Annotated in this window: 20 protein-coding genes; 13 read left to right on the top strand and 7 right to left on the bottom strand. The window is 37.4% G+C overall.

Annotated elements, in window-relative coordinates:
• The first annotated feature begins 224 nt into the window (after window positions 1–224).
• Together MKX78_RS20260 and MKX78_RS20255 are read left to right on the top strand one after the other, a co-directional pair.
• On the top strand, window positions 225–602 hold the full coding sequence (locus tag MKX78_RS20260) for an ArsR/SmtB family transcription factor (protein WP_370873380.1): 378 nt from the start codon (window positions 225–227) through the stop codon (window positions 600–602).
• Window positions 599–2,932, top strand: coding sequence for a heavy metal translocating P-type ATPase (locus MKX78_RS20255; RefSeq protein WP_095371941.1), 2,334 nt, complete (start codon window positions 599–601; stop codon window positions 2,930–2,932). Before MKX78_RS20260 ends, MKX78_RS20255 begins: the two co-directional genes overlap by 4 nt.
• A gap of 41 nt (window positions 2,933–2,973) precedes the next feature.
• On the opposite strand, the gene MKX78_RS20250 is transcribed toward MKX78_RS20255, so the two are convergent.
• Window positions 2,974–3,168 (bottom strand): helix-turn-helix transcriptional regulator, encoded by a 195-nt coding sequence (locus MKX78_RS20250; RefSeq protein ID WP_307317744.1) that lies wholly within the window; start codon window positions 3,166–3,168, stop codon window positions 2,974–2,976.
• A gap of 118 nt (window positions 3,169–3,286) precedes the next feature.
• Here MKX78_RS20250 and MKX78_RS20245 point away from each other — a divergent pair, with 118 nt between their 5' ends.
• Window positions 3,287–3,727 carry an NUDIX domain-containing protein gene (locus MKX78_RS20245; RefSeq protein ID WP_095371943.1) on the top strand — a complete coding sequence of 147 codons (441 nt, stop codon included), beginning with the start codon at window positions 3,287–3,289 and terminating at the stop codon, window positions 3,725–3,727.
• Between the two features lie 143 nt (window positions 3,728–3,870).
• Here MKX78_RS20245 and MKX78_RS20240 read toward each other — a convergent pair whose 3' ends face one another.
• The 4 genes from MKX78_RS20240 to MKX78_RS20225 form a co-directional block, all read right to left on the bottom strand.
• Window positions 3,871–4,920 carry an NAD(P)/FAD-dependent oxidoreductase gene (locus tag MKX78_RS20240; RefSeq protein ID WP_095371944.1) on the bottom strand — a complete coding sequence of 350 codons (1,050 nt, stop codon included), beginning with the start codon at window positions 4,918–4,920 and terminating at the stop codon, window positions 3,871–3,873.
• Window positions 4,921–5,083: 163 nt separating this feature from the next.
• Complete coding sequence (modB, locus tag MKX78_RS20235) at window positions 5,084–5,761, bottom strand: molybdate ABC transporter permease subunit (RefSeq protein WP_341052126.1); 678 nt, start codon at window positions 5,759–5,761, stop codon at window positions 5,084–5,086.
• Window positions 5,742–6,548 carry a molybdate ABC transporter substrate-binding protein gene (modA, locus tag MKX78_RS20230; protein ID WP_095371946.1) on the bottom strand — a complete coding sequence of 269 codons (807 nt, stop codon included), beginning with the start codon at window positions 6,546–6,548 and terminating at the stop codon, window positions 5,742–5,744. The genes modB and modA overlap by 20 nt, the downstream gene beginning before the upstream one ends.
• Window positions 6,549–6,634: 86 nt before the next feature.
• A complete protein-coding gene (locus tag MKX78_RS20225; RefSeq protein WP_307317739.1) occupies window positions 6,635–7,693 on the bottom strand; it encodes an ABC transporter ATP-binding protein in 1,059 nt (352 codons plus the stop codon).
• 100 nt (window positions 7,694–7,793) lie between these two features.
• Between MKX78_RS20225 and MKX78_RS20220 the strand changes: the two genes are divergently transcribed.
• The 4 genes from MKX78_RS20220 (at window position 7,794) to MKX78_RS20205 (ending at window position 10,417) form a co-directional block, all read left to right on the top strand.
• Complete coding sequence (locus tag MKX78_RS20220; protein WP_095371948.1) at window positions 7,794–8,717, top strand: helix-turn-helix transcriptional regulator; 924 nt, start codon at window positions 7,794–7,796, stop codon at window positions 8,715–8,717.
• Between the two features lie 135 nt (window positions 8,718–8,852).
• Window positions 8,853–9,362, top strand: coding sequence for a GNAT family N-acetyltransferase (locus MKX78_RS20215; RefSeq protein WP_341052121.1), 510 nt, complete (start codon window positions 8,853–8,855; stop codon window positions 9,360–9,362).
• A 94-nt stretch (window positions 9,363–9,456) separates the two neighbouring features.
• Window positions 9,457–10,107: an alpha/beta fold hydrolase gene (locus tag MKX78_RS20210; protein WP_307317734.1), complete on the top strand. Its 651-nt coding sequence runs from the start codon at window positions 9,457–9,459 to the stop codon at window positions 10,105–10,107.
• A gap of 25 nt (window positions 10,108–10,132) precedes the next feature.
• Window positions 10,133–10,417, top strand: coding sequence for a 3-isopropylmalate dehydrogenase (locus MKX78_RS20205; RefSeq protein WP_307317733.1), 285 nt, complete (start codon window positions 10,133–10,135; stop codon window positions 10,415–10,417).
• Window positions 10,418–10,489: 72 nt separating this feature from the next.
• Here the strand turns inward: MKX78_RS20205 and MKX78_RS20200 are convergent, their stop codons facing one another.
• On the bottom strand, window positions 10,490–11,266 hold the full coding sequence (locus MKX78_RS20200; RefSeq protein ID WP_095371951.1) for a 3-hydroxybutyrate dehydrogenase: 777 nt from the start codon (window positions 11,264–11,266) through the stop codon (window positions 10,490–10,492).
• Between the two features lie 185 nt (window positions 11,267–11,451).
• Between MKX78_RS20200 and MKX78_RS20195 the strand changes: the two genes are divergently transcribed.
• From MKX78_RS20195 to MKX78_RS20175, 5 genes are all read left to right on the top strand, one after another.
• Window positions 11,452–12,381, top strand: coding sequence for a 3-hydroxyacyl-CoA dehydrogenase family protein (locus MKX78_RS20195; RefSeq protein WP_307317731.1), 930 nt, complete (start codon window positions 11,452–11,454; stop codon window positions 12,379–12,381).
• 127 nt (window positions 12,382–12,508) lie between these two features.
• A complete protein-coding gene (locus tag MKX78_RS20190) occupies window positions 12,509–14,194 on the top strand; it encodes a sigma-54 interaction domain-containing protein (RefSeq protein WP_307317729.1) in 1,686 nt (561 codons plus the stop codon).
• Between the two features lie 696 nt (window positions 14,195–14,890).
• A complete protein-coding gene (locus MKX78_RS20185; protein WP_095371953.1) occupies window positions 14,891–16,276 on the top strand; it encodes a GntP family permease in 1,386 nt (461 codons plus the stop codon).
• Between the two features lie 39 nt (window positions 16,277–16,315).
• On the top strand, window positions 16,316–17,014 hold the full coding sequence (locus MKX78_RS20180) for a CoA transferase subunit A (protein ID WP_095371954.1): 699 nt from the start codon (window positions 16,316–16,318) through the stop codon (window positions 17,012–17,014).
• Window positions 17,015–17,029: 15 nt separating this feature from the next.
• On the top strand, window positions 17,030–17,671 hold the full coding sequence (locus tag MKX78_RS20175) for a 3-oxoacid CoA-transferase subunit B (RefSeq protein WP_095371955.1): 642 nt from the start codon (window positions 17,030–17,032) through the stop codon (window positions 17,669–17,671).
• A 102-nt stretch (window positions 17,672–17,773) separates the two neighbouring features.
• Here MKX78_RS20175 and MKX78_RS20170 read toward each other — a convergent pair whose 3' ends face one another.
• Window positions 17,774–18,415: a hypothetical protein gene (locus tag MKX78_RS20170; protein WP_341052114.1), complete on the bottom strand. Its 642-nt coding sequence runs from the start codon at window positions 18,413–18,415 to the stop codon at window positions 17,774–17,776.
• On the opposite strand from MKX78_RS20170, the gene MKX78_RS20165 reads away from it, so the two are divergent.
• Entirely contained in the window at window positions 18,406–18,540 is a 135-nt protein-coding gene (locus MKX78_RS20165; protein ID WP_341052112.1) for a hypothetical protein, read from the top strand. The genes MKX78_RS20170 and MKX78_RS20165 overlap by 10 nt on opposite strands.
• Window positions 18,541–18,543: the final 3 nt, after the last annotated feature.

The raw sequence follows: 18,543 nt of genomic DNA, 5'->3' as shown, positions 1-18,543 counted from the left end.
TCCCATCGTTTATATCTGAAGTGTTTTCCTCACAAATGTGTGTCTATTGTATAATTAAATATTTTTATCTGTATTCCTCTTTTCTCTAGCGGTAAAACCTATTTTTGGTAATTAGTATGGAGTATTATTTTTCAAATATTCTTCATTTTTCTTTGACAATAACCACTTCCATTACATAGACTGAAGTTATAATCAAATATTCGTTTGAATGAGGTGCTTTTATTTTGGTTTCCAAGATTAAGCTAGATGCTGAGGTTTGTGAAGTTATTTGTAATGATGAAGAGAAGGTTAGTCGAGTCAAACAAGAAATGAGCGATATAACAGGCCTTGAGCTAATCTTTAAAGCTTTATCTGATGCTACACGTATAAAAATTGCTTATGCTCTCACAATAGAAGAAGAACTTTGTGTATGTGATGTTGCAACAATCATTGATTGTTCAATGGCAACAGCCTCCCATCATTTAAGATTATTAAAAAATATTGGGTTAGCGAAATTTCGTAAAGAAGGAAAGCTTGTTTATTATTCTTTAGATGATCACCATGTCAAACAACTAATTCAGATTGCCTATATCCATCATCAAGAAGGGCGGCCAAATCAATGAGTGAAGGTGAAGCTAAACAGAACTATCGGATTGAAGGATTTTCATGCGCTCATTGTGCGGGGAAATTTGAGAAAAACGTACAGAACATACCTGGAGTGAAAGAAGCCCATGTGAATTTTGGTGCTTCTAAACTTTCAATTGTAGGAAATGCCTCTCTTAGCGACATTGAAAAAGCGGGTGCGTTTGAAAAACTTAAAGTCATTCCTGAACAAAAAATAAATGAAAAGACTTATCGTGTGGAAGGGTTTTCCTGTGCGAATTGTGCTGCTAAGTTTGAAAGAAATGTAAAGAATTTGTCTGGTGTACAAGATGCCCATGTGAATTTTGGTGCAAGTAAACTCTCTGTACAGGGGGAGGTATCGATTGCAGAGTTAGAACAAGCAGGCGCTTTTGAAAATCTAAAGGTAGCCGAAGAGAATGCCCATGTCGGATTAAATGAAAAGGAGCCCACCTCTTTTATAAAAAAATACAGTCGTGTGCTTATTGCTAGTTTGTTTGTTCTGTTTGGCTATCTATCTTGGATTGGGTTTGGAGAGAGCCATTATCTCACGGTTTCAATGTTTCTCTTCTCAATAATTATTGGTGGCTTAGATTTATTAAAAATAGGGGTAAAGAATCTAATAAAGCTAGATTTTGATATGAAAACATTAATGACTGTAGCCGTCATTGGCGGGGCGATCATTGGCGAGTGGGGAGAAGTAGCTGTTGTTGTCATTTTGTTTGCTATAAGTGAAGAACTTGAGCGTTATTCGATGGAAAAAGCCAGACAGTCTATTCGCTCGCTCATGAGAATTGCTCCGAAGAAGGCAATAATCAGAAGGAGCGGTATAGAGCAGGTTGTGTCTGTTGAAGAAATTCTAGTTGGCGATATTATGTTAGTAAAACCAGGACAAAAAATTGCCATGGATGGCATGATTGTTAAAGGTATATCATCCATCAATCAGGCATCGATTACTGGTGAGTCCATTCCAGTTGAAAAGGGTATAGATGATGAGGTATTTGCAGGTACATTGAATCAAGACGGTTATTTAGAAGTGAAAATTACGAAATTGGTCGGTGATACGACAATTGCCAAAATCATTCATTTAGTAGAGGAAGCACAGGGTGAAAAAGCACCTGCACAAGCTTTCATCGATCGTTTTGCGAGATACTACACACCAGTTATTATGTTAATAGCTGTTCTCATTGCCATTATCCCGCCATTATTTTTAGATGGGAGCTGGGAATCTTGGGTTTACCAAGCATTAGCTGTTTTGGTTGTAGGTTGTCCTTGTGCCCTTGTCATTTCGACACCAATTGCACTCGTTTCAGCAATCGGTAATGCAGCTAGACACGGCGTTCTCATTAAAGGTGGTATCTATTTAGAAGAGTTGTCGCATATACAAACAGTAGCTTTTGATAAAACAGGGACGTTAACAAGAGGAGAACCGGTAGTTACTGATTTTAATGTCCATGATGATGAGAAAGAAAGTGATGAATGGCTACGAATGATTGCTAGTATTGAAAAACTTTCCCAACATCCATTAGCTTCTGCTGTTATTCATTTAGCAGATGAAAAAGGGTTAAAAGATAAAGACATCGAAGTCACAGACTTTGCTTCATTAACAGGTAAAGGGGTCCAGGCAAAGATAAATGGAGAAAAATATTATATTGGAAACCCACAACTTTTTACACAATTACAAGTAATGCCTGATACTATAGGTGAAATGATTGGAAGACAACAAAGCGAAGGAAAAACAGTCATTGTTTTTGGAACAGCAAAAAGGATACTCGTGACAATGGCCATTGCTGATGAAATCCGTCAAATAAGCAAAGCAGTAGTAGAAAAGCTACACCAATTAGGGATGAAACAAACGGTGATGTTAACCGGCGACCATCATAAGGCAGCCAGTAGAATCGGGGAATTAGCTGGGGTATCGAAAGTGTATGCAGAATTATTACCGGAAGAAAAATTGGCTCTGGTAAAAAGACTACAAAAAGAGTCAGGACATGTGGCAATGGTCGGTGATGGCGTAAATGATGCCCCTGCTCTTGCTTCTGCACAAGTGGGAATTGCGATGGGAGGAGCAGGTACGGATGCTGCCTTAGAAACGGCGGATATTGCTCTCATGGGTGACGATTTATCAAAGCTCCCATTTGCGATTAAGTTAAGTAGAAAAACCATGAGAATTATAAAAGGAAATATTACCTTCTCACTTACGATTAAACTCATTGCTCTACTACTTGTTGTCCCAAGTTGGTTAACTTTATGGATTGCAATTGTAGCAGATATTGGTGCTACTTTAATTGTAGCCTTAAATAGTATGCGCTTAATGAAAGTGAAAGAGTAGGGGGAGGCGTAAAGCCTCCTTTTTGCTTGAATAGGAGAATATTATTTCAGTTGTTCTATTGTTTTACCGAAAAATTCTGCAAACTTAATTAATGTTTTTTCCTTTGGATTTGCCTGATTCAATTCATACCGTGAAATCGTACGTGCACTAATGCCGATGTGCTCACTTAATTCCTTTTGCGTCATATGCTTCTTTAATCTTTCTACTTTTAAGTTTAATCCTAATTGTTTAGACATAGAGGCTCCTTGTATTTTATGGGTATAATTAACTGGTTATATAGTACCATATAAAATGAATATTTTCAGTATTATTGTGCATTTACACTGTGATAATAGGAAAAAAGGTGGGGAATAGATGGAAATAAGAAATGCGAGTAGAGCAATCACGATAGAAGGTGACCGCTTGTTATTAGTTAAATGTATTGATGAATTAGGCATTTTTTATGTTTTTCCTGGAGGAGGTCAAAATCACGGGGAAACCCTTGAAGAAACAGTGAAAAGAGAGTGTTTAGAAGAAACTGGAGCAATTATAAAAGTAGGAAACCTTCGTTATATTCGTGAATACATAGGAAGAAATCATGAGTTTTCATCGCAACATAAGAATGTACATCAAGTTGAATTCTTCTTCACCTGTCATCTGGTAGATCAGAATGATGCTATTCTGGCAGATGATCACCAAGTGGGGATAGAGTGGATACCAATAAAAAGCCTTGAGACAATTCGGATCTATCCGCAAGAGCTAACAAAATACATACTCGATAATCATTCACCTGTCTATCTTGGGGATGTGAACTAAGATAAAAGAATGTAGTACTTAAATCAATTTGTCTAACTGCCATGCCTATATAGAAAAATGGTCAAAAGTATCCATGCTTTTGACCATTACTGCAAGCAAATATTTTACACTTTCTCCATATAGGATCTATTTATAACGTGAAATTATTTATAGATTTTCTTCTTTAATTCTTTATTCCGCTCACTAAACAATTCGTTATGTGAAGAAACCATTCCGAATCCATTGGCTTCTGGATCGATGTATGTCTTCGCATGGTTAACAGCATTGGCAGCGTCTTGGAAGGCGCCGGCAATGAGATGAACTTTACCATCATGCTTCAGAATATCTCCTGCAGCATATAACCCAGGGATAGATGATTCACTTCTGCTACTACCAGCAATATAAAAATCATCAATCATGTCAATTTGCATATCACAATTATTGAGGAGTGCTGAGTCTCTTTCGTATCCATGGTTGATAATTACATCATCTATCGCAAGGGTTGATACCTCATCCGACTCATGATTAGTTAACTCCACATGCTCAATACGATCCTGTCCATCACCAGCAACAAGCTTAGTAATAGAAGAGTGGAAAATGACTTCAGCTGAGCTATTTTTAAGTTGTTCTACTTGTGCCTCATGTCCACTGAGTTCACCTTTACGGTAAGTCAAATAAACTTTTTTTGCATAAGGAACAAGTTCATTTGCCCAATCGACAGCTGAGTTTCCTCCGCCTGATATCACAACCGTTTTATCACGGAAGCTTTGAATGGATTTAACTGTATAGTGAAGATTTGATACCTCATATTTTTCCGCGCCTTCAATTTGAAGCTTCTGTGGTTTTAAAATACCCCCACCTACAGCGACAATGACCGTTTTGGAATAATGTATTTGACCTGATGCGGTATGTAGATGAAAAATACGGTTGTCATCTTGGTCGATTTTTACAATTTTTTCATTTAATACAACAGTGGGATCAAATGTTAAGCCTTGAGTAACGAGTTGTTCGATTAGTTTCTCACCAGGTACAGGAGCTAGGCCACCTACGTCCCAAATCATCTTCTCTGGGTACACATGGATTTTTCCGCCAAGCTGTGGTTGAAATTCAATAATCTTGGTCTTCATGGAACGTAACCCACTATAAAAAGTAGAATACAAGCCTGCTGGACCTCCACCAATAACCGTCACATCAAATAACTCATGCTGTTCCATCTTGATCCCTCCTAAATTCCGCAATTGATTATCATTCTCATTAAAGGATAACGCTTTTTTCCCTTTTCTGCAAGAGAAACTTCCTACTTTTTCATTATAAGATAAATAGGCCAATGGATTTAACAAAAAAAATCGCAGAGTTTGTGGATATCTCTACGATTTTTTATTCCTTTACTCTAATCGTTAAAAGGATGATAAATGAAATAATAATCATAGCCCCTACCCAAAGCCAAGCCATGGTCATTTGTCCGGAATCGATGGCTAGATAGATAGCAATAGGAATCGTTTGTGTTTCACCAGGAATATTACCTGCAAACATCAATGTTGCGCCAAATTCTCCTAGTGCTCTGGCAAAGCTTAAAATAGCCCCAGAAATGAGCGCCTTAGAAGCTAATGGAACAGATATTAGCCAAAATACTTTCCAATCACTTGCACCATCCACACGTGCTGCATCCTCGATATCACGATCAATACTGAGAAAGCCAGATTTAGCTGATTGATACATTAAAGGGAAAGAGACAACGGTGGCGGCAAGGACTGCAGCCCACCAAGTGAAAATAATGGGTCTGTCGAATAGCCAAGTTATAGCTTGACCAGCCCAACTATTTTTACCAAAGATGACAATTAATAAGAAGCCAACGACTGTCGGTGGTAGTACCATTGGCAACATTAAAATCGTTTCGACGACTGCTTTGCCTTTAAAAGACCTTCTTGCTAGAAAATAGCCAGCAATTGTTCCAATTATAACGACGATTATTCCAGCGAGAAGGGCAATTTTTAATGAAATCCATATGGGACTTAGAAAGGTTGAACTAGTAATATTATTGAGCAGTGAATCCATATTCCTCAAAGACCTTTAATGCTTCATCAGATTGTAAGAAGGTATAGAATTCTTTCGCTGCATCGTAATTTTTCGTGTCTTTTACTATACCAACAGGGTAAATAATGGGTGTATGTGTATCAGCATCTGCTGTATCAATAATTTCAACTTTATCAGAAACGAGTGCATCTGTTTTATAAACAATGCCTGCATTTACGTTGCCAGTCTCTACATAAGAAAGAACTTGTCTTACATCTTTTGCGTAAACGGTTTTAGCTTCTAGCTCGTTCCATAAGCCCATATTTTTAAGTGATTCGACACCGTAAGCGCCAGCAGGGACAGATTCAGGTGTGCCAAGTGAAATTTGTTCAACTTCCTTTTTTGTTAAATCTGTAAAACCTGTTAGATTTTTTTCATCGGCTGGCGTGATTAACACTAAGCTATTTCCTAATAGGTCAACACCATCTTCTTTTGCAATACTTCCTTCTTCTACTAAAATATCGAATTTATCTTCTGCAGCTGAGAAGAAGAGGTCAACTGGTGCCCCCTGGGATATTTGCTGTTGGAGAGAACCTGATCCACCGAAATTGAATGTGAGTTTTGTCTCAGGGTGTTGTTCTGCATACATTTCATCTATTTCTGACATGGCATCTTGCAAACTAGCAGCAGCAGAAATCGTTAATTCTACGGGTTCTTTTTCTTTATTATTCGTTTCTTTTAGGGCAGTTTCTCCTTCATTTGAAGAACATGCTACGGTAAATAAAGTAACTAAGAGTAATAAACAGATCAGCTTTAAATGTTTTAACAAGTTGAATCATCTCCATCTTTCTTCTAATTAATTATATCTTTTTATATCTTATTATAACTAATTATAAAAGAAAATACTTTTTTATACTAAAGGATTATTTTTTTTGACTCTTTATCAAATAGGAGAAGATGCTTACCAGCGAGTGACAAAGGTAATCGGTCACCTTTAGTGAAGGATAACAATCCAGGTGCTTTTATCGTTAAATGAATGCGGTTGTATTTAGCATAAATAATTGTATCTGCACCAAGAGTTTCTAAGTCTTCAACGGTGGCAATCAAGAGTGGATTATATTTATCAATGATTAAATGCTCCGGACGAATACCGATTAGTGCCTCATTAGTATTTTTTAAATTTTCACGTGAAAAATGAGTCGGAATTCCGTCAATTGTAATGACATTGGATTCGACCTTTCCTTCTAAAACATTGATAGCTGGTGATCCAATAAAGCTGGCGACAAAGAGATTTGCTGGTGTTTCATAAATTTCATGTGGTGTACCCACTTGTTGAATACTTCCATCTTTTAATACGATAATACGATCAGCCATTGTCATTGCCTCTGTTTGATCATGAGTGACATAAATTGTCGTAGTTGCTAGCCTTTTATGCAAAAGGGTAATTTCTCTGCGCATTTGTGTACGCAGCTTGGCATCAAGGTTAGAGAGTGGTTCATCCATTAGAAAAACGGGATTATCGCAAACGATTGCCCTAGCAAGGGCTACACGCTGCCTTTGTCCGCCCGATAGATCTTTCGGTTTTCTTGTTAACAAAGTTGTTAAGCCAGTAATCTCTGCGGTTTTCAACACTTTTTTCTTAATATCAGTTTTCTTTTCTTTCCTCATCTTTAAACCGAAAGCGATATTTTGATATACTGTCATATGAGGATATAACGCATAATTTTGAAAGACCATTGATAGATTACGTTCTCTAGTAGGGACGTTATTCATTTCTCTCCCATCAATTATTAATCTTCCGGAAGTGATGTTTTCTAAGCCGGCTATCATTTTTAGGATCGTTGATTTTCCGCAACCAGATGGTCCAACAAAGACTATAAACTCTTGTTCTTTTGTTTCAAAGTGGAAATCTTTTATGACTGTTTCACCTGAATGATAAGATTTAGAAATATGTTCAAAGATTAATTGTGCCATTTTGCCCACCTTTTGATTAGTTATAATTAGTTAGTATTAATTATAATAAAAACATAAACAAAAAACGAATCCTTTTTGAAATATCCTGGAGGTGATACTTTTGACGAACGATGCATCTTATACAATAGAAGAAGTTTCACAATTATTAAAGGTTTCAAAGTTAACAGTATATGATCTTATTAAAAAGGATCAACTCCCTGCTTATCGTGTAGGGAGGCAAATGAGAATTGATGCCATCGACTTGGAGCGATACAAATCCAAGAGTAAAACAGGTATCACCAAGAATAAAGCTGTGAAAGAAGTAAAAGAGAAAGTTCATTCAGTTGATGATGGTCATGTGATTATAAGTGGACAAGATATTGTTTTAGATATACTAGCTAAACATATAGAAAATGAAAAAGGACAACCGCCATTAAGAATGTATAGTGGTAGCTTGAATAGTTTATTTTCGATGTATCGTGGAGAATGTAATGTCGTTAGTTGTCATTTGTTTGATGGTGATACAGGAGAATATAATACGTCTTATGTGAAGAAAATTCTTGTCAGTCAACCGTTTATCCAACTGAATCTTGTTTACCGTACGGCAGGTATCTACGTACAAAAAGGAAACCCTCTGCATATTCAAGGATGGGCAGATCTTGGGCGTGCGGATGTTACCATCATGAATAGGGAAGTTGGCTCTGGCGCAAGAGTGTTATTGGATGAACAACTTAGAGTTCATGGATTCAATGCGAGCAAGCTTAATGGGTATGACCATGTGTTAACAAGCCATTACTCTGTGGCTTCAGCTGTCGCGAGTGGTCAGGCGGATATTGGTATAGGTATTGAAAATGTAACAAAAATGGTCAATGTTGACTTTATTCCATTAATATCTGAGCAGTATGACCTTATCATTCTTAAAGAAAATGAAGAACTTGTACAATTGTTGAAAGAAACGGTTAATTCCCAAAGTTATAAAAAGGAAATCGAACAGCTATACGGCTATGATTTACGTAAGTGTGGGGAAGTTATTTATGAATCATAAGAGAAGGAAAAACCTATTGTCTGAAAAAGACAGTAGGTTTTTTGTTGAGGATAACAAGTCTTGCCATCCATCACTTCTTTCTATGGTAAAATTAGAGTAATAAAATTCTGATTTTTCCATGAATAGGGGATAAATATGATACAAATCATTCAAGCTAATTCAACCCATATTAATGGGATTATTAAGGTGTGTTCAAATGGATATCGGGCGACCTATAAGGGTTTATATACGAAGGAATATATTGAGAGCGTGATCAGTGATTTTTACAATGTTGCTAGAGTTTCAGCAGAAGTTGAAACGAGGAATCGCCAATGGGGAGGTTACTTTGTAGCAGTAGATAATGAGCGTGTTATTGGTGCAGGTGGCGGTGGATTGACTGGTGAAGGAATCGGGGAAATATTTGTTTTATACCTTGATCCAGCTAGGAAAAACGAAGGTATCGGCACAAAACTATTACATGCTATTACGAAACAACAAAAAGAAATCTACGGTGTAAAAGAACAATGGGTATCTGTTCAAAAGGGAAATAGAATGGGCATTCCCTTTTATGAGGCAAAAGGTTTCGTTTTGCAACATGAACAGAAAGGTTGGTATAACAAGGGGCAAGATGAATATAAAACTTTGCGATATGCGCGGGATATTTAGTAGGAAAAAGAGTTGGTGAAATTTAGCTCGTTGTATTCACTAAACAAAGTAACTAAGCTACAGGGCACAATTAAATATCGGTGGTGAGAAACGGATGAAACTAGTTTTTTTGCATGGATTAGGCCAGACCAATGATAGTTGGATAAAGGTTAAGAAGTTTATGGGGGACGGATACGATGCTAGGTTCATCTCTATAGATGAATTAGTGAAAACATCTGAATCTATTACTTTCAATCAGTTATCTAAATCTTTAACTAATGTGCTTCATACAATAGATGGTCCGTTTATCATCATTGGACTATCATTAGGAGGATGCTTTGCATTACATCAATCCCTTATCACGAACCCTCATTTAAAAGGGATGGTATTATCGGGAACGCCATACTCATTAGTAAATGGATGGAAGATTAAAAGCATATTTCAGCTGCAAAAATATATATTTAAGCTCATACCAACAAAAGTATGGAGGAAGCAAGGGATAGAAAAGTCAACAATTATTCCCCTTTATCAATCTATGGAAAGTTATGATTTATCTCATTCATTGCATCAAATAAATATTCCGACCTTAGTATTGGTTGGTTCTAAAGACCGTATAAATATGCCTACTGCAAAAGAATTGGCAAATTTGATCCCACATGCGCAATTACAAATCATAAATAATGGTAGCCATGAACTGAATACACAAATGCCGCAACAGTTTGCAGAGGAAGTGGAAACTTTCTTAGTGAATACGAATTTAAAATAAGCGATTTTACTAAGGAGGATAAATGGTGATTCTTTCAATTTTGATGATTGTTTTTATTGCCATTGCCAATATAGCAGGGGCATTTGTAGTTTTTAAAAAAAGAAGTGTATACAAGGGAGCACTCATTATTCTAGCATTTGCCCCTGTATTTGGCGGTATGGGGAGTTTAATAGCTATCTCTATAATCCGCGATCCGTTTACCGTTTTTTATGGTCTGCAAATAGGCTATATGTTGCTTGTTAAAAGTGGGATAGTATTATTTATCGCCGTGATAGTAAGTTGCTTACAAAAAGTACTCAAAATGATGTAAATATAATCAAAAGAAGTACTGTTAAGGAACAGCACTTCTTTTAGTTTGATTCTAGTTTTCTCTTTTTGTCACTTATTGCGCCGTATACCCACCATCCATCACAATCGCCTGGCCTGTTACGCCACCAGCTAAATCACTGGCTAGGAACATGGCATAGTCAGCAATTTCTTTTACTTGTAGTAAGCGTTTTTGTGGAACGAGTGGATAGATGACTTCTTCAAGGACATTTTCTAATGGCACATTTCTTGTTGTTGCTAAGTCTTGTAATTGGTTTTGCACAAGTGGTGTGTCAACATAACCAGGGCAAAGGGCATTGACTGTAATGCCATCTGCTGCGGACTCTAGTGCGGCCACTTTTGTTAAGCCGATTACACCATGTTTCGCACTATTGTAGGCTGCTTTGTTGGCAAATCCAATTAATCCGTTAATGGATGCAATATTTAAGATACGACCAAATTGTTGTTCTTTCATAATTGGTAATACGTGTTTGAGTGAAATAAATGGTGCTGTAAGCATGATTTTAATCATCAGCTCAAATTTCTCAGTAGGGAAATCTTCAATGGGTGCCACATGTTGCAAACCGGCATTATTAATAAAGATATCGATTCTTCCATGTGTTTTCTTTGTTTCTTCAATCAAGCTGATAATGTCTTCTTCTTTTGTTACATCAGCTTTCAGGCCAGACACTTCTAGCCCTTTTTCTTGAAGAGATTGCGCAGAATTTTTGACTTCCTCTTCATTAATATCGGAAAGAACGACCTTGGCTCCGTTTTCGGCAAAAATTTTGCCAATCTCATAACCAATGCCTCGTGCTGAACCTGTTATAATTGCCACTTTATTAGATACCATTTTGACATTCCTCCATATCAATCTAGTGGCTTATTCCAGTATGAAGATGTGTAAAGTCAGTAATAGGGAGTTGGGGAGTTAAAACTGGAAAAATCGTAACATAGATTCACGGTTTTCGCAATTATTTTATTTTTGGCACAGTAATTGCATTTTTAATTTTTGAAAAGTTAAAGGAGGTTACAACGATGATAAGAAATATTACTGTGATTGGTTCAGGTGTAATGGGGACAGGTATTGCGATATCGTTTGCAACTAAAGGATACGACGTAATACTGAATGATTTAAATGATGAATTATTACATAAAGCAGAAAAAAGAGTAGCTGCAGATGTAGCATTACTTGTTGAAGAGGAAGTGTTATCAGAAAAGGAAGCGGATACAAGCTTGAATGCTATTAGATATGTTGCTAACTTATCTCAAGCAGTTCAAGAAGCAGATTTAATTATTGAAGCAATACCAGAAGTGATTGAATGGAAGTGGGATTTATATAAACAGTTGGAAGAAATGAAGCAACCAACAGCGATCGTTGCCTCAAATACATCAACTTTTCCTATTTCGAGATTAATGGAGAAGTGCACGTTTGCTGATCAAATGGTGATCATGCATTTCTTTAACCCAGCACATCTAGTTCCCTTAGTAGAAATTATTAAACATGAACAGACTTCGGATGCAATTGTTGAAGAAGTGAGAAACATTATGAAAGAAATCGGCAAAGCACCTGTTATTTTACAAAAAGAAAAGTCTGGCTTTATTGCTAATCGATTACAAACAGCCTTAATGAGAGAAGCTTTTTCATTATTGGCTGAAGGCGTGGCAACAGCTGAAGATATAGATACGGCTATTACCGCAGGGCCAGGTTTCCGCTGGGCATTTACAGGGCCGATTGAGATTGCTGACTTCGGGGGATTAGATACTTGGGAAAGAGTATTTAATAACGTTGCTTCAGAATTAAATGACACAAAGGAAGCGCCAGCCATTATCTCTGACTTAGTAGCCGAGAAGAAGCTTGGTGTAAAGACAGGTGAAGGGATTTTCCAATATGAAGGAGAGATGGTCTCTAATAAACTATTAGAAAGAGACCGTTCCTTTATTCGCTTAGCAAAAATGAAAAAATAATGCGTAGGTGTAGAACGACAAAAAGTTCTACACCTTTTATGTGATTAAAAAATTTCTTTTGCCTGGCTATGATATAATAATGAAAATTATCAGATTGTAAAAAGTAGATTGTAAGGAGAGATCTAAGATGCAAAACAGTCATGCCATCCAGAATGAACAGTTATTTAACAAAATCATAGATGAGCTGCCGTTAGGGGTGATGATACTTAATCATCAAAAGGAGATACTGTTTTGTAATCAAAGATTGTTGTGGATGATGGATGACGATGAAAACGAAATGACTCATCTTCTCCAACAAGACTTCCTTCTCAGTACAATCGTTAAGATGAAAATAAATAAAAAAGAGCTATTAATTAAGGGTGAACGGTTAGAAGGTATAAATGGCGCTGCCTATATGTATCTTTGTGCACTTTCAAATGAAGCTATTGCAGATTTGCTACCTACCGGCCAAGGACAGCAAGAGAATGAGATGCTAATAGAAGACATTCTAGAATATGCTTATGACGGCTTAGTGCTTGTTGATGCAAAAGGCTATGTCGTTCTGTTGACGCAAGCATATGCGGAATTTTTGAAGGTCGATCAGAAAAGCTCAATAGGTAAGCATGTTACAGAAGTGATCGAAAATACGAGAATGCATATCGTTGTAAAAACAGGTAAGCAAGAAGCAGCCTCCTTACAGAAAGTAAATGGTGGCTATATGATTGCTACTCGTTCGCCTATTTTTAAAAATGGAAAAGTAGTAGGTGCGGTTGGAAAGCTCCTATTTAAAAATGTTGGTCAGTTTTCCGCATTATTTAAACGATTGCACTCATTAGAAAAAGAGTTGAAGAAATATAAGGGTGATTTTAGAGAAAGTAATAAAGCATCATACTCTTTTCATCATTTAATTGGTGAATCTCCTGCTTTTAAACAAGTAAAAGCGCAAGCAGTCAAAGTGGCCGAAAATGATTCTAATGTGTTGCTCTTAGGTGAGAGCGGGACAGGCAAGGAATTATTTGCACATGCGATTCATCAGGCAAGCAGTAGGGGAATGGGGCTGTTTGTAAAAGTGAATTGTGCTGCTATCCCAGCTGAATTAATTGAATCCGAACTATTTGGCTATGAAGAGGGAGCGTTTACAGGTGCAAGAAAAGGCGGCAAAGTAGGAAAGTTTGAAACAGCAGATGGAGGCACAATTTTTTTAGATGAAATAGGTGAGCTGCCCATTCATATGCAAGTGAAGTTATTACGCGTGTTACAAGAAAAAGAAGTTGAACGAGTCGGTTCAACTAATAGTAAAGCCATTGATGTTCGTATTATTGCAGCAACTAACCGTAATCTAGAGGATATGGTTGATAAAGGAGAATTCCGATTGGATCTTTACTATCGCTTAAAGGTGATGGAAATAACCATTCCTTCTTTAAAAGATAGAAAAGAAGATGTTTCACGACTGTCTCATTATTTTACAGAAAAATACGCAACAATGATGGCAAAACCAGTTAAGGGGATTGACGAAAAGGCGCTCCATATCTTGAAAAACTACCATTGGCCAGGCAATATTCGAGAACTTGAAAATGTAATCGAGCGCGCGATGAATATGGTTGATCTCAATTGTTTTATTGAACCGAAGCACTTGTCGGCAAATATTAAATTACAAGAAACAGTAATACCTACACGTACATTAGCAGAAGTCATGGAAGAAACAGAAAAACAAACCATTATTCAATGTCTAACAGCAGTTGGTGGCAAGAAAACAGAAGCAGCCAAACGTCTCGGCATTAGCCGTACGACATTGTATGAAAAAATGAACAAATATCATTTGCTAGAAGAGTAAGTAAGGTTGAGAACGGGATTCTACCAAATACTTGTTATAGTGTTTGGTAGGATTTTTTTTGTATGATACCCAAAACGGTACAACTGTAGATGATGATTGTTAATTATCCACACAAAAAGACGGAAAAACTCGAAGGAGTGTGGGCAATTGGAGTTTGCCCACACAAAAGAGTGGAAAATCCAGAAGAAATGCGGGTAATAAATTACGATTTGTCCACACAAAAGAGTAGAAATCCCAAGAGTAGTGTGGATATCAATGTTTATCCACATTATCTGTAACCCCTATTCTCACAAAAACAAAAAAGATAAATGATTCGATATTCCGTAAATCTGTTAAGTAATCCGTACAAGAACTGAGTGGATATTCTTAGAGTGTACGTAAATCCATACAGAATAACCGCAGTGTTTTAAAAGTGACAGTTTTTCTGAACGGTTTTTGCGAAAAAAATGTGCATGAATATAAAAAAGAATAAGAATAGAGGGAATTTTTAAGTTGGCACGTTCATTGCATAGTTTTAACAGACGGTTTATTGTCAGTATGACTCCAAAAGAAATTTTTGGGGAGATGTATATGGAAATGAAAACGTTTTCTACAAGTAAAAGTAAGAGGGAGTTACAAAGGGGGAGAAAAGCAACAATCGGACGACTCTGGGGAGAAGTCAGTTTGACTTGTTAGCGAAAATAAAGGGGGATTTCATTGTTTATTGAGATTTTTGCTATTATACTAGCATTAGGACTTTTAATTTTCTTAGCTTATCGTGGTTATCCAGTTATTATTATTGCCCCAATTGTTACGTTATTAGCTGTTGTCATATCTGGAGGGTTATTATTACCAAGCTATACAGAGACGTATATGTCGAATGCAGCTAATTATATCAAATCATTTTTCCCAATCTTCCTACTAGGTGCGATTTTCGGAAAAGTGATGGAAATGACAGGAGCAGCAGCAGCCATTGCAAGGACAATTGTATCCTCACTAGGGTCAAAACATGCTATTTTAGCTGTTGTACTTGCATGTTCTGCGTTAACATATGGAGGCGTTTCCCTATTTGTCGTCGCATTTGCTGTTTATCCGTTTGCTGCAGCTATCTTCAAAGAAGCTGATATTCCTAAACGTTTAATTCCAGGCGCTATTGCATTAGGAGCATTCACGTATACAATGGACGCACTACCTGGTACGCCACAAATTCAAAATATTATACCAACGAATTATTTTGGAACAGATGCTTATGCTGCCCCTCTTGTAGGTATCATTGGAGCAATTATTATCTTCACTGGCGGGATGATTTGGTTAGAACGTCGTAGAAGGAAAGCGCTTGCGAATGGCGAAGGTTATGGTACAGGGCATAAAAACGAGCCTGAAAAAGTCGACCCGAATACGTTACCAAGTTTTTGGTTAGCAATCTTACCACTTGTTGTCGTGATTGCATTAAACTTTATTTTTAGCCGCACAAGTTGGTCTGCGAAATTCTGGTATGATGCATCGCAGCTTTCTGAACAATACAATATTGCTGATCCAAGTACAGTCACTTCAACATGGGCACTCGTTGCAGCATTAACCATCGGAATAATTGTCGCAATGCTCACGAATGTGAGAAAAATAAAAACAGGTTTGGCAGCAGGGTTAACAACAGCTGCTATGGGTTCATTACTAGCAATCTTTAATACTGCTTCTGAAGTTGGCTTCGGTAATGTTGTGAAAACGCTACCGGGTTTTACAGCGATTCAAGACTGGGTATTTAATGCAAGCAATAATCCGTTAGTCTCTGAAGCAATTGCTGTAAACGTACTCTCAGGGGTAACTGGATCTGCCTCAGGTGGGTTATCAATCGCATTAGAGGTAATGGGTGCACAATATTTACAGATGGCACAAACATTAGGTATTTCGCCAGAGTTACTTCATCGTATTGCTTCTATGGCTTCAGGTGGAATGGATACCCTTCCTCATAACGGTGCTGTTATTACATTATTAGCGATTACTGGCTTAACACATAGACAATCATATGGAGATATCTTTGTGTTGACAATATTAAAAACGATTACTGTATTTGCATTAGCTTTTGCTATTTCACTATTTATTTAATTTAATAGTTTATAAGGAAGATGGAAGGAGAGTCATACCATGAGTAAAATAATTACATCTTTAGATGAAGTGTTAGAACAAGTTCAGGACGGTGCTTCTATAGCAGTAGGTGGTTTTGGTTTATGCGGTATTCCAGAGAAACTAATTATAGCCCTGCAAGAAAAAGGAACGAAGGAACTAACGGTATACAGTAATAACTGTGGTGTGGATGACTGGGGATTAGGCTTACTTCTACAAAATAAACAAATCAAAAAAATGGTCGCCTCTTATGTAGGAGAAAATAAAACATTTGAAAAACAATTTTTAAGCGGTGAGCTTGAAGTTGAACTCGTTCCTCAAGGTACATTAGCTGAAAGGTTAAGAGCTGGTGGCGCTGGAATTCCAGGATTTTATACTGCAACTGGTGTAGGCACAGAGGTCGCTAAAGATAAAGAACATAAAGAATTTGATGGAAAAACATATATTTTAGAAAGAGGCATTGTAGCGGATTTCGCTTTTGTAAAAGCATGGAAAGCAGATCCATTTGGCAACTTAGTCTTTAGAAAAACAGCTCGTAATTTTAATCCAACTGTGGCGACAGCAGGAAAAATAACGATTGTTGAAGTAGAAGAGTTAGTTGGTGCGGGAGAATTAGATGCAGATGAGATTCATACACCGGGCGTATATGTTCAACATGTATATGAAGGAAAAGCTTATGAGAAAAGAATAGAGAGACTAACAACGAGAAAAGAAGCTTAAAAGGAGGACATAATCATGAGTGGAAGAGAAAAAATACTCAATAGAGCAGTAAAAGAAATTAAAGATGGTATGTGTGTAAACCTTGGTATTGGCATGCCTACTTTAATTGCAGATCGCATCCCTGAAGAATTTGATGTGATGCTTCAATCCGAAAATGGTTTATTGGGCATTGGTAGCTACCCGAAAGAGTCTGAAGTAGACGCTGATCTTATCAATGCTGGAAAAGAAACAGTGACAGCTAAACGTAATGCTTCGTATTTTGATAGCGCAGAATCCTTCTCTATGATTCGTGGCGGTCATATCGATCTTGCTATCCTTGGTGGTATGGAAGTATCTGAAACAGGTGATTTAGCTAATTGGATGATACCAGGAAAAATGGTTAAAGGTATGGGTGGCGCCATGGACCTTGTTCAAGGAGCAAAACGCATCGTTGTCATCATGGACCATCGTAATAAATATGGTGAATCTAAAGTGAAAAAGAGTTGTGAATTGCCACTAACTGGTGAAGGAGTTGTTCATGTACTTATTACGGACATGGCAGTCTTCGAATTCACTGAAAAGGGCATGGAACTTGTAGAATTACAAGAGGGCGTGACTTTAGAAGAATTAAAAGAGGCAACTGCCGCTTCTTTTATTGTACGTGAATCGGTGAAATAAATTTGTAGCAAAAAGACTGACTTTATTCTTGAGTCAGTCTTTTTGCTATATGTAAGAGGGGTTAGGAAGATAAGTAAAATAAAGTGGGAGTTTGTGAACAAGTCAGGCATCGTTAGGTGAGTTGTTCTTTAAGTAATGAATACACACAAAAGTGGGAAGGAAAAGGCAGGGAAATGCGTATAGTTCAAGTATACGCGCAAAGGTGGTAGGGAGAAGCCAAAGAACTGCGCGCAAATGATGAATACGCGCAAAAGCGATGAGTAACAAACAAAGAATTGCGCGCAAATGATGAATACGCGCAAAAGTGAGAAGTGGCAAACAAAGAACTGCGCGCAAAACATAAATATGCGCAAAAGCGAGAAGTGGCAAACAAAGAATTGCGCGCAAATGATGAATACGCGCAAAAGCGATGAGTAACAAACAAAGAACTGCGCGCAAATGATGAATACGCGCAAAATTGAGAAGTGACAAACAAAGAATTGCGCGCAAATGATGAATACGCGCAAAAGCGAGGAGTAACAAACAAAGAATTGCGCGCAAATGATGAATACGCGCAAAAGCGAGGAGTAACAAACAAAGAACTGCGCGCAAATCATAAATACGCGTAAAAGCGAGGAGTAGCAAACAAAGAACTGCGCGCAAATGATGAATACGCGCAAAAGCGAGGAGTAACAAACAAAGAACTGCGCGCAAAACATAAATACGCGCAAAAGTGAGAAGTGGCAAACAAAGAATTGCGCGCAAATGATGAATACGCGCAAAAGCGAGGAGTAACAAACAAAGAACTGCGCGCAAATGATGAATACGCGCAAAAGGGAGTAGTAGCAAACAAAGAATTGCGCGCAACCCATGAATACGCGCAAAAGTGAGAA

This window comes from Cytobacillus sp. FSL R5-0569, assembly GCF_038007265.1.
GTDB classification, from domain to species: Bacteria; Bacillota; Bacilli; order Bacillales; family Cytobacillaceae; genus Cytobacillus; species Cytobacillus kochii.
This window is presented reverse-complemented; position numbering and strand designations above follow the sequence as displayed.

Excerpts from the sequence above, each read along its gene's own strand:
- modB (WP_341052126.1), bottom strand. The coding sequence starts at position 5,761 with ATGGATTCACTGCTCAATAATATTACTAGTTCAACCTTTCTAAGTCCC.
- MKX78_RS20225 (WP_307317739.1), bottom strand. The coding sequence starts at position 7,693 with ATGGCACAATTAATCTTTGAACATATTTCTAAATCTTATCATTCAGGT.
- MKX78_RS20195 (WP_307317731.1), top strand. The coding sequence starts at position 11,452 with ATGATAAGAAATATTACTGTGATTGGTTCAGGTGTAATGGGGACAGGT.
- MKX78_RS20180 (WP_095371954.1), top strand. The coding sequence starts at position 16,316 with ATGAGTAAAATAATTACATCTTTAGATGAAGTGTTAGAACAAGTTCAG.
- MKX78_RS20255 (WP_095371941.1), top strand. The coding sequence starts at position 599 with ATGAGTGAAGGTGAAGCTAAACAGAACTATCGGATTGAAGGATTTTCA.
- MKX78_RS20250 (WP_307317744.1), bottom strand. The coding sequence starts at position 3,168 with ATGTCTAAACAATTAGGATTAAACTTAAAAGTAGAAAGATTAAAGAAG.
- MKX78_RS20210 (WP_307317734.1), top strand. The coding sequence starts at position 9,457 with ATGAAACTAGTTTTTTTGCATGGATTAGGCCAGACCAATGATAGTTGG.
- MKX78_RS20175 (WP_095371955.1), top strand. The coding sequence starts at position 17,030 with ATGAGTGGAAGAGAAAAAATACTCAATAGAGCAGTAAAAGAAATTAAA.
- MKX78_RS20245 (WP_095371943.1), top strand. The coding sequence starts at position 3,287 with ATGGAAATAAGAAATGCGAGTAGAGCAATCACGATAGAAGGTGACCGC.
- MKX78_RS20215 (WP_341052121.1), top strand. The coding sequence starts at position 8,853 with ATGATACAAATCATTCAAGCTAATTCAACCCATATTAATGGGATTATT.
- MKX78_RS20200 (WP_095371951.1), bottom strand. The coding sequence starts at position 11,266 with ATGGTATCTAATAAAGTGGCAATTATAACAGGTTCAGCACGAGGCATT.
- MKX78_RS20190 (WP_307317729.1), top strand. The coding sequence starts at position 12,509 with ATGCAAAACAGTCATGCCATCCAGAATGAACAGTTATTTAACAAAATC.
- MKX78_RS20240 (WP_095371944.1), bottom strand. The coding sequence starts at position 4,920 with ATGGAACAGCATGAGTTATTTGATGTGACGGTTATTGGTGGAGGTCCA.